10 protein-coding genes are annotated in these 10,575 nt (G+C 77.3%); all 10 read left to right on the top strand.

Annotated elements, in window-relative coordinates:
- The coding region (locus tag RI554_02495) for a hypothetical protein (protein MDR9390879.1) at positions 1-1,126 on the top strand (1,126 nt) is incomplete at its 5' end.
- Between the two features lie 271 nt (positions 1,127-1,397).
- The gene (mraZ, locus tag RI554_02490; protein ID MDR9390878.1) at positions 1,398-1,883 is read left to right on the top strand and encodes a division/cell wall cluster transcriptional repressor MraZ; all 486 of its coding nucleotides are present in this window, start codon (positions 1,398-1,400) and stop codon (positions 1,881-1,883) included.
- Positions 1,880-2,830 carry a 16S rRNA (cytosine(1402)-N(4))-methyltransferase RsmH gene (gene rsmH, locus RI554_02485; protein MDR9390877.1) on the top strand — a complete coding sequence of 317 codons (951 nt, stop codon included), beginning with the start codon at positions 1,880-1,882 and terminating at the stop codon, positions 2,828-2,830. The genes mraZ and rsmH overlap by 4 nt, the downstream gene beginning before the upstream one ends.
- On the top strand, positions 2,827-3,168 hold the full coding sequence (locus tag RI554_02480; protein MDR9390876.1) for a hypothetical protein: 342 nt from the start codon (positions 2,827-2,829) through the stop codon (positions 3,166-3,168). The genes rsmH and RI554_02480 overlap by 4 nt, the downstream gene beginning before the upstream one ends.
- Entirely contained in the window at positions 3,159-4,610 is a 1,452-nt protein-coding gene (locus RI554_02475; GenBank protein MDR9390875.1) for a penicillin-binding protein 2, read from the top strand. Before RI554_02480 ends, RI554_02475 begins: the two co-directional genes overlap by 10 nt.
- A gap of 52 nt (positions 4,611-4,662) precedes the next feature.
- Complete coding sequence (locus tag RI554_02470) at positions 4,663-6,054, top strand: Mur ligase family protein (GenBank protein ID MDR9390874.1); 1,392 nt, start codon at positions 4,663-4,665, stop codon at positions 6,052-6,054.
- Positions 6,051-6,989 (top strand): hypothetical protein, encoded by a 939-nt coding sequence (locus RI554_02465; protein MDR9390873.1) that lies wholly within the window; start codon positions 6,051-6,053, stop codon positions 6,987-6,989. The genes RI554_02470 and RI554_02465 overlap by 4 nt, the downstream gene beginning before the upstream one ends.
- Positions 6,986-8,371: a UDP-N-acetylmuramoyl-L-alanine--D-glutamate ligase gene (gene murD / locus RI554_02460; protein MDR9390872.1), complete on the top strand. Its 1,386-nt coding sequence runs from the start codon at positions 6,986-6,988 to the stop codon at positions 8,369-8,371. Before RI554_02465 ends, murD begins: the two co-directional genes overlap by 4 nt.
- Positions 8,353-9,441 (top strand): FtsW/RodA/SpoVE family cell cycle protein, encoded by a 1,089-nt coding sequence (locus RI554_02455; GenBank protein ID MDR9390871.1) that lies wholly within the window; start codon positions 8,353-8,355, stop codon positions 9,439-9,441. Before murD ends, RI554_02455 begins: the two co-directional genes overlap by 19 nt.
- On the top strand, positions 9,438-10,532 hold the full coding sequence (locus RI554_02450) for a UDP-N-acetylglucosamine--N-acetylmuramyl-(pentapeptide) pyrophosphoryl-undecaprenol N-acetylglucosamine transferase (protein ID MDR9390870.1): 1,095 nt from the start codon (positions 9,438-9,440) through the stop codon (positions 10,530-10,532). The genes RI554_02455 and RI554_02450 overlap by 4 nt, the downstream gene beginning before the upstream one ends.
- Positions 10,533-10,575: the final 43 nt, after the last annotated feature.

Genomic DNA, 10,575 nt, shown 5'->3' with positions numbered 1-10,575 from the left:
GGGGGCGCTCGCCCCCGCCGCCCGCACGAGCGCACGCGCGCTGGCGCACCTCCGGGCGGGGGGCGACGTCGCGGCGGTCGCCACCGTCGCCGGGGCGCCGGCCGCGTCGGTGCGGACGCACCTCGAGGCGGCGGTCCGGCTCGGCGTCGCGACGGCGGACCGGGGCGGAGCGGGGGGTGCACGTCGGTTCCGCCTGCGGCCCGACGTCGCCTGGGCCCTCCGCGCCGAGGCGGCGGGGGCGCCCGACGCGGCCGCGCACGCCGAACGCCATGCGGCGTGGGTGCGGGGCGCCGTCGACGCCCTCGTGGCCGACGACGGCGACCGTCCCGTCGGGGCGGCGTCGGCCGCCATGCTGGACCGCTTGGACGACGTCGAGGCGGCGCTCGATCACGACGCCGACGCCGACCCGGCGCGGGCGCTGCACGTCGCGTCGCGTGCGTGGCCCGCCTACCGCCGCATCGGACGGGCGACGTACCTCCTGCGGTACGTCGCGCCGCAGCTCGACGCGCACGCGGGCGCCCTCCCCCGCGAGGGGGTCGCGACCGCCTGGGCGACGCGCGGCAGTCTGGAGACCGTGGCCGCGCAGCTCCCCGCCGCGAAGGCGTCGTTCCACGTGGCCCTGGAGGCGTACGCGGCGGCCGACGACGGGGCCGGGCAGGCGCGCGTCCACCTCAACCTCGCGCAGGTCGAGGCGCGCCTCCAGGCCCTCGACGCCGCGGAACGGCACCTGCACCGCGGGCAGGCGTTGGCCGAGGCGCACGAGCGCCCCTGGGTGGCGGCGGCCTGCATCGGGAACCGCGGGCACGTCCTCCGGCGGCGTGGCGACCGGGCGGGGGCCGCGGCCGCATACCGCGACGCGATCGCCCGCCTGCAGCCGCTGAACGACCCCTACAGCGTCGCGGGCCTCCGCATCGCCGAGCTCGGCCTGCTCGCGACGGACGGCCTGCCGGCGGACGTGGTGCGCGGCGTCCACCGCCTCGACCTCGAGCTGCATGCGGTCGACGGGACGCAGCGCCAGAGTCTCCGCCGTCCCTTCGGCGCCATGCGCGACGCCGTTGCGGCATCGGGGCACGACGTCGCGGCGGAGCGGCTGGACGGCGTCGCCCGCGACCACCGACTGGCCTGACCCTCGCAGCCCCCGGGCGCGGACGGTTCTCCCCCCGGCCCCCACCCGCTCCCACCCTCCGGGGGTCGGGGGCGCCTGCACGCGCGCCGGCGGTGCGTCCGCCCCACCCGCCGGTCCGGCCGCGCCCCGCCCGCCTGCGCCCCGGAAGGGCGTGGGGATCCCGTGCTCGTGGGAGGAAACGGCGCGCGCGTGTGGAATTCGCCCCATTCGTGGGAAAAGGTGGGAGATCGTGGGAGAGATGTGCTAGATTGGGGCATCTCGGGGAGGACGTGTGGTGCACCGTGCCACCCCCGAAGACTCCGGACGCGGGAGCGAGCCATTGCCCTTCGGTGAGTACCAGTACTCGGTGGACGACAAGGGACGCGTCATCGTCCCGCCCGCCTTCCGCGACTTCGTCGCGGACGGCATGGTCGTCACCCGCGGTATGGAGGGCTGCCTCTACGTCTTCCCCGTCGGCGCCTGGAGCCGCATCGAAGCCCGCCTCGAGGAGCTCCCGCTCACCGACGCCGACGCCCGATCGTTCGTGCGCTTCTTCTACTCCGGTGCGGCGAAGGCCAAACTCGACGGCGCCGGCCGCATCAGCCTCCCCACCCCCCTTCGGACCTTCGCGAAGCTCGACGCCGACGAGGGCCCGGTCATCGTCACCGGCGCCCCCAACCGCCTCGAACTGTGGAACGAGAGTCGCTGGCACGACCTGCTCGACGACGTGCAGGTCGAACCGCCCGCCCCCGGCCTGCTGTCGGAGTTGATCGGATGATCGCGCCCGTCCCCTTCCCCATCGCCGCCGCCTCCGGGGCCGCCGCCTCCGGCGCCGCCGGCGGCTCCGGCCCCACGGGCGGGTCGACCGACGCCCCCCACGTCCCGGTGATGCTCGAGCGCTGCCTCGACGCCCTTCACGTCGAGGCGGGCCGCTGGTACGTCGACGCGACCTTCGGCGCCGGCGGGCATACCCGCGCCCTGTTGGCGCGCGGCGCGAAGGTCGTCGCCATCGACCGCGACCCCGACGCCGCCCCCCGCGCGGCGCGACTCGCCGGCCCCGACCTGGCGTTCGTCCCCGGCGACTTCCGCGACGTCGAAGCGCTGGTCGCCTCCGCGTCCGTCCCCGCCCCGCACGGCGTCCTGATGGACCTCGGGGTGTCCAGCATGCAACTCGACGAAGCGGAACGCGGCTTCGCCTTCCGGCACGACGGACCGCTCGACATGCGCATGAGCGGCACCGGACGCAGCGCCGCCGACGTCGTCGCCGACGCGAGCGAAGCGGAGCTCGCCGCGATCCTCCACCGCTACGGCGAGGAACGCCACAGCCGCCGCCTCGCGGCCGCGCTGGTGCGCGCCCGCACCGACGCGCCGATCCGCACCACCGGACGCCTCGCCGAGGTGATCGCCGCGGCGTACCCCGGCGGCCCCCGCCGCGACCACCCCGCCCGCCGCACCTTCCAGGCCCTGCGCATCTACGTCAACGACGAACTCGCCGCCCTGCAGGAGGGCCTCGAGGGCGCCGCCCGCCTGTTGGCGCCCGACGGCCGCCTCGTCGTGCTGACCTACCACAGCCTCGAGGACCGCATCGTGAAGCGCTTCTTCCGCGACGCGGCCCGCCTCACGCCCCTCACCAAGAAACCCGAGACCGCCTCGGCCCGTGAAATCGACCGCAACCCCCGCGCCCGCGCCGCGAAACTGCGCGTCGCCCGCAAGGAGCCCGCATGACCCGTCCCCGCCTCGCGACCCCCAGCACCCTCGTGGGGCTCTACCTGACGCTGCTCCTCGCCCTCGCGGCGCTCGGGGCGCACAACCAGGCGCTCGGGCGTCACGAGGCGACGCTCCGCGCCGACCTCGCCGCGGCGCGCCTCGCCACCGTCGACGCCCGCGCCGACGCCGCCGCCGTCGAGGGCCCCCTCGCCGTCGCGCGGTGGGCGCAGGCGCGCGGCATGGTGCCCGCCCCCGACGTCGAGATCGTCCGTCACGTCCAACCCCTCCCCGCCCCCCCGATCCCGCCGGTCCCCGACCCGACCCCGACCCTGGAGGTGACGACGACGTGGCGCTGAACGCCTCCGACCCCCGCCACCCGTTCGCACCGACCGGTGCGGTCCGCACGCCGGCCCCCGCGACGGGTCGGACCGGCCCCAGCGAACTGCGGCTGGCGCGACGCGGCATGCTGCTCCTGCTCATCGCCCTGCCGCTCCTCGCCGCGTTCGCCGGCTTCGCGATGCAACAGCGTAGCGCCCCGATCTGGCCGACCGCCCCCGCCGACGCACCCGACCGCGGTCGGATCCTGGCCGCCGACGGCACGATCCTCGCCGACGGCGACGTCGCCCACCGCCGCTACCCCCAAGGCGCCCTCGCGGCGCAGGTCGTGGGCTTCTCCGGACGCCTGCAACCCGACGGCCGCTACGGCCTCGAGGGCATCGAGTACGCCCTCGACGCCCGCCTCGCCGCCGGCGACGACGTCCGCCTCACGATCGACCCGATCCTGCAGTCCGCCGCCGAACGCCACCTGCAGGCCAGCGTCGAGGCGTCCGGCGCGGAGAACGGCGCGGTCGTGATGCTCGAGGCCGACACCGGCCGCATCCTCGCCACCGCCAGTTTCCCCACCTACGACCCGAACGCCTTCCGGGGCGCATCGCGCGACGCGATTCGCAACCAGGGCTTCCTACAGCAGTACGAACCGGGCTCGGTCATGAAGCCGTTCGTCGTCGCAGCCCTCATGCAAAGCGACCGCGCGACGACCGACGAAGCGATCGACGCGCCCCCCACGATGCGGGTCGGCAGCATGACGTTCCGCGACGTCGCCGCGCACCCCGACACGCTGCCGCTCCGCGACGTGCTGCGTTACTCCAGCAACACCGCGATGTTGAACCTCACGCAGCGGTTCGAGCCGCAGGAGCTGCACGCCTGGCTCCGCCACTACGGCTTCGGGCAGTCGCTGCCGCTGCGCTCCGCCTACACCCGCCCCGGCACCCTCAACCCCTGGCAGGACTGGGTCCCGCAGGACCAGGCCAGCGTCACGATCGGGCAGAGCGTCGCCACGACCCCGCTGCAACTCGCCGCGGCGTACGCGATCTTCGCCACCGACGGCGTGTACGTGCCGCCCCGCCTCGTCGAGGACGAAGCGACGCCCGACCCCCACCGCGTCCTGTCGACCGACGTCGCGCGCGAGGTGCGCGGCATGCTGCAGCACACCGTCGAGCGCTCCTCGTTGCGCGACACCGCCATCCCCGGCGTCGCGGTCGCCGGCAAGACCGGGACCGCCGACATCTACGACCCCGCGCAGGGCACCTACCCCGACGGCTGGTACTCGCTGACGTTCGCCGGGATGTTCCCCGCCGACGATCCCGAGGTCGTCATGGTCGTCATGCTGCAGAAGCCCGACGCCGGCGCCAGCAGCACCTACACCGCCGCCCCGCTGTTCCGCGCGATCGGCAGCGAAGTCGTCGCGCATTGGGGGGTCGCGCCCGACCCCACGCCGCTCGCCGAGGCGGCCCGGTGACCCCGCACGGCCCGACCCGGCGCGCCCCCGCCGCCGGGTAGTCTGGGGCGACGTGACGCCCGACGCCGCGCCCTCCCCCGCTCCGTCCCCGACGCCCCGCCGCCTGACCGCCGGGGCGCTCGCGCGCCTCCTCGACGCGACGCCCGCCGACGGTGTGGATCCCACCACCCTCCCGGACGTCACCGGCGCGGCGCACCACGACGCGCACGTTCGGCCCGGCACCGCCTTCTTCGCCCTGCCCGGCGCCACGCACCACGGCCTCGAGCACGCCGACGCCGCCCTCGCCGCCGGCGCGTCCCTCGTCGTGTCCGACCGTCCCCACCCCCGCGGCTTCGTCGTCGAGGCGCCCGGCGACGCCCTCCTCGCGCTCGGGCGGTGGGCCCGCGCCCGCCTCCGCGGACCCGTGATCGGCGTGACCGGGTCCGCCGGCAAGACGACCGCCCGCGCCCTGTTGACGGCCGGTCTCGGCGCCGCTGCCAGCGAAGGGAACCTCAACACCCCCCACGCCCTCGCCGGGCGCCTGGTGCGCGCCTGGAGCGAGGACGACGGCGCGCCGCTCGTGCTGGAGATGGGCATCGACCACGTCGGCGAGATGGCCCGCCTCGTCGACCTCGTGCGTCCCGACGTGGGCCTCCTGACCGCGATCGCCGCCGCGCACCTCGACGGGCTCGGGGACGTCGCCACCGTCGCCCGGGAGAAGGGCCGCCTCCTCCACGGGGCGGCCCGCGGCGTCGCCGCGATCGACGCCTGGCGACGGCTCGCCCCCGAGCTCCAGCTGCGCGTCGCGCCGTACGGCCTCGTCGAAGCCGACGCCGGCCCGTGGCCCGACGCCCCCGACGTCGGTCTCTGGCGCGCGCACGTGGAGGGGCCCGCCCTCGCCCCGACCCTCGAGGCCGTCGACCCCGACGGCGGCGCACCGATTCGCGTGGCGCTCCCCGGCCCCGGGCGCGGCCTCGCCGAAAGCGCCGTCGGCGTCCTCGCGGTGGCGGACCGCCTCGGTCTCGACCCGCGCGCCGCCGCCGCGCGCCTCCCCCACGCGCGGTTCGAGGACGGCCGCCTGCAGGTGCGGCGCGACGGGGCGCGCCTGGTGCTGGACGACACCTACAACGCCAACCCCGCCTCGATGGCGCAGGCGCTGGAGGTCCTGCACGCCGCCCCCGGACCCCGCGTCGCCCTCCTGGGCGACATGGCGGAGTTGGCGGACGAGGCGGACGCCGCCCACCGCGCCATGGCGGAGGCCGCCCGCGGCCTGGAGCACGTCCTCTACGCGGGGACGCACGCCGACGCGGTCCGCGCCGGCCACCCGGGCGTGACCTGCACGACGTTCGACGGCCTCCTCGCCCTCGCGCGCGAGCTGCCGCGCGAGGGCACCGTGCTCGTCAAGGCGTCGCGCAGCGGACGGTTCGAACGGGTCGTCGCCGCCCTCCTCGGCGAGGACGCGTGACGGCCCCGCTGTGGGTCGTGGCGGGCGCCCTGCTGGCCGCCGGCGCGACCCGCGGCTTCCTGACCCTCGCCCGTACGCGCGGGTGGGGGAAGGTCGTGCGGCGCGACGGGCCCGAAGGGCACCTCGTGAAGGAGGGCACCCCCACGCTGGGCGGCGTCGCCTTCCTGCCCGTCGCCCTCGCGCTGGGGGTGCTCGCCACCCTCGGCCTCGGTCCCGACCGCCCCGGCGGCGACCTCGCGACCGCCGCGGCGCTGCTGGGGCTCGTCGCCGCCTCCGCCGCGCTCGGCGCGTGGGACGACCTCGGGGCGCTCGCCCGCAAGGCCCGCCCCGGGGAGGACGCCGCGACCGGCGTCCTGGCCCGCTGGCGCCTGCTGGCCCAGACCGGCGTCGGGCTCGCCTTCGGCGCGTGGGCGGTGCAGCAGGGCCACACGATGGTCGGCGTGCCCGCCGCCGACGTCGCCGGCTTCGCCTTCGTCGTCGTCGGGAGCGTCAACGCCCTCAACTTCACCGACGGCCTCGACGGCCTCGCCGCCGGCGTCACGGCGGTCGTCCTGCTGGCGTTCCTGCACGACCCGTTCGCCGCGGCGTTGCTCGGCGCGCTCCTGGGGTTCCTGTGGTTCAACGCCCACCCGGCCCGCCTCTTCATGGGCGGCGTCGGCTCCGAAGCGCTCGGGGCCGCCCTCGCCGGCCTCGCGATCGTGCACGGCGACGTCTGGCGCCTCCCGCTGCTCGCCGCCGTCCCCGTCGCCGAGGTCCTGTCGGTCGTCGTGCAGGTCGCCGCCGTCCGCCTCACCGGCCGCCGCGTCCTGCGCATGAGCCCGCTGCATCACCATTTCGAACTCCTCGGCTGGGAGGAACCGAAGGTCGTGACGCGCTTCGTGCTCGTCACCGCCGTCGCCGTCGCGCTCGCCGTCGCCACGCGAGGGACCGCGTGAGCGCCGCCCCGCCGATCCTGCTGTACGGGCTGGGGCGCAGCGGCCTCGCCGCCGGCCGGCTCGCCGCCCGCCAGGGCCGGACGGTGCGCTGGACCGACCGCGACCCGACCTCCCCCGACGCCGCCGCCGCCCGCGCCGAAGGGTGGGGCGAACCGGTGGACGTCGCGGCGGACGCGGACGGCCCCTGGGCGGTCTGCATCGCGGCGCCCGGCGTGCCGTGGGACCACCCGGACCTCCGCGTCCTCCGGGCGCGGGGGGTGGAGACGATCGGCGAGATCGAATGGGTCCACCGCACGATCGACGCCCCGATGATCGGCATCACCGGCACCGCCGGCAAAGGCACCGTGACGCGCTGGACCGACGCCCTCCTGCACGCCTCCGGCGTCGACGCGGTCGCCGGCGGGAACCTCGACCCGGCGCTCGCGGCGGTCGCGACCCCCGGCCGCTGGCTGGTGACGGAGATCTCCTCGTTCCAGCTGGAGCGCTCCCCCACCCTCCGGCCCCGCGTCGCGGTCGTCACGGTCCTCGGGCGCGACCACCTCGACCGGCACGGGGACCTCGCGACGTACCACGCCGTCAAGCGCCGCCTCCTTCGGCACCTCGGGCCGGGCGACGTCGCGATCCTCAACGCCGACGACCCCTACCAGGCCGGCTGGGCCGCCCCGGTTCGGGCGGCCGGCGCGGAGGTCCGCACGGTCTCCGCGGCGGGCGCCGCCGACGCCTTCGCCCGCCTCGCCCCCGCCGCGGACGGCGCACCGCACCTGTGGGTGGGGCCCCACGACCTGGGGCCCGACCGCCTCGCGGTGCCCGGACGCCCCGCCCGCGCGAACGCCCTCGCGGCGCTCGCCGCCGCCGACGCCGCCGGCGCCGACCCCGCCGCCCTCGCCGCGCACGTCCCGCACCTCCGGGGCCTCCCCGGGCGGCACGAACGCATCGCCGAGGCGTGCGGCGTGCGCTTCGTCGACGACGCGATCGCCACCCGCGAACTGGCGGTCCACGCCGCCCTGGAGGCCGCCACGCCGCCGATCGCGTGGATCGTCGGGGGGCGCGACAAGGGCGCCGACCCCCGCCCCCTCGTGCCCCTCGTCGCGGCGAAGGTCGACCTGGTCCTCGCGATCGGCGAGGCCGGACCGACGTTCGCGCGCACCTTCGAGGGGCACGCCGACGTCCGCGTCCTCGACGCTCCGGACGGCGCGACGGCGATGACGGACGCCGTCCGCGTCGGCGCCGAGCACCTCGCCGGGCGCGGGGGCGGAACGGTCCTCCTCGCCCCCCTCGCGGCGTCGTTCGATCAGTTCCCGCACTACCGGGCGCGCGGCGACGCGTTCCGGGCCGCCACCCACGCGCTGCTCGCGGAGGCCTCGTGGACCGACTGCTCCTGACCGCGCAGGTCGCCCTCGGTGCGCTCGGCATCCTGGGCGTCGCGGCGGCCGCCCCCGACCTCGCCGGCGAGCACGCCCTCCGCGTCGGGGCGGCGCTCGCGTTGACGGTCGCGGTGGCGCGCCTCCCGGTCGCGCGCGTGGTGCGCGCCAGCCCCTGGCTGTACGGCGGGACGTTGCTGCTGCTCGTCGCGGTCCTGCTCGTGGGGGTCGCCCCCGCCGGCAGCGACGCGCGGCGCTGGCTGTTGGTGGGGGGCGTGTCGGTCCAACCCTCGGAACTCATGAAGGTCGCCGTGATCGCCTACCTCGCCGCCTTCTTCTGGAACCACCTGGGCGACTGGCAGATTTGGCGCCCGATGTTGGTCGTCGGGCTGGCCGCCGGCGCGATCGTCGCGCAACCGGACATCTCCACCGCGGCGTTCCTGTTCGCCCTCGCGTTCGCCGTGATGCTGGCCGCCGGCACGACCCTCACGCGCCTCCTGTCGATCACCGTCGCCGCAGCGCTCGTCGCGGTCGTGATCGGCGGGCCGTACCTGTCGCAGTTCTCGTATCTGGCCGAACGCATCGCCGGCTTCCAGGACCTCTGGGGGGCGCAGGAGGCGACCCGCAGCACCAGCTACCAGGCGTACCGAGCGCGCGAAGCGTTGCAGGCGGGCGGGTGGATCGGGGTCGGGCCGGGCCTCCCGGTGCGCGTGCCGGAGGCGGAGACCGACATGGTCGCCGTCGCCCTCGGGCGTACCCTCGGGCTGCTGGGGATGGCGACGTTGATCGCGACGTACCTCTTGGTCGCCTCCCGCGGCCTCCGCATCGCCGCCGCGCAGGCCGGCCCCGGGGCGCTGTTGGCGGCCGGCGCGACGGCGTACGTGACGGGCCAGGCGGCGCTCAACCTGCTGGTCGCCTCCGGCCTGCTGCCGGTCACCGGCATCCCCCTCCCCTTCGTCAGTTACGGCCTGAACAGCCTCGTGTCGGTCGCGATCGCGTTCGGGTTCCTGCACGCCGCCCACCGCGAAGCGGTCCGCGCCGGCGCCATTCCTGCGTCGGCCACGCCCGACGCGGACGGGGTACCGACGTGAACCTGCTGCTGGCGGCGGGGGGCACCGGCGGGCACGTCTTCCCCGCCCTCGCCCTCGCCGGCGTCGCGCGCGAGGCCGGCGACGCCGTCCGCCTCCTCGGTCGCGCGGGCGGCCTCGAGGCGCGCCTCGCGGCGGAGGCCGGCGTCCCCTTCGACGGCGTGGCGGCCGGGAAGTGGGATCGCGGGCGCCCCGACCCCCGCGAAGCGATCCGGGCGGTCGCCGGCCTCGCCGGCGCGGTCCGCGCCGTCCGCGCCTTCCGGCCCGACGTCGTCGTCGGGTTCGGGGGGTTCGCGTCGTTCCCCGGCTGCGTCGCCGCGACCCTGACCGGCACGCCGCTGGTGCTGCACGAGGGCAACGCCGTGCCCGGGCGGGTCACGCGCTGGTTCGCGCGCCCCGCCGCCGCCGTCGCCGCCGTCCATCCCGAAGCCGCCGCGCACCTCCCCCCCGCCGCGCACGTCGTGCCGTCCGGCTTCCCCGTCCGCGAGGTCCGCCCCGACCGCGGCGACGCCCGCGCCCGCCTCGGCCTCCCCCAGGGCGGCGTCGTGACGCTCGTGATGGGGGGGTCGCAGGGCAGCGCCGCGCTGAACGCCCTCGTCCCCCGCGTCGCGCGCACCCTCGACGCGAGCGACCGGGGGACCGTGCTGCACGCGACCGGCCCCCGTTGGGAGGCGGACGTCCGCGCCGCGACGGCGGACCTCGGCGGGTACCACGTCACCGGCTTCGTCGACGCGCCCGACGCGTGGGCCGCCGCCGACCTGGCGATCACCCGCGCCGGCGTCTCCACGCTGTCCGAAGCCGCGTTCCACGGCGTCCCGGTCCTCGCCGTGCCCCTCCCCACCGCCGCGGACGACCACCAACGCGCGAACGCGCGCGCCGTCGCCGACGCCGGGGCGGGCGCCGCCGTCGAGGAGACCGACGACGGGGCGCTGCGCGCCGCCTGGACGCACCTGCTGGACGCCGACGCGCGCGCCTCCGCCGCCGCCCGGCAGGCGGCGCGCAGCCCCGCCGGGGCGGCGCGCGCCCTGCACGCCCTCGCCGGTTCGCTCGCGCGCCCCCCACGCGACGCGGACACCGCCCGGGACGCGGGGTAGCATGCGGCCCGTCATGCCGGCCCCCCGCCCCCTCGCCCGCCCC

It is taken from the genome of Trueperaceae bacterium (genome assembly GCA_031581195.1).
In the GTDB taxonomy this organism is placed as follows: Bacteria; Deinococcota; Deinococci; order Deinococcales; family Trueperaceae; genus SLSQ01.
The sequence above is the reverse complement of the archived record's forward strand: the minus strand, read 5'-3'. Positions and strand labels throughout refer to the sequence as shown.

Excerpts from the sequence above, each read along its gene's own strand:
- rsmH (MDR9390877.1), top strand. The coding sequence starts at position 1,880 with ATGATCGCGCCCGTCCCCTTCCCCATCGCCGCCGCCTCCGGGGCCGCC.
- RI554_02480 (MDR9390876.1), top strand. The coding sequence starts at position 2,827 with ATGACCCGTCCCCGCCTCGCGACCCCCAGCACCCTCGTGGGGCTCTAC.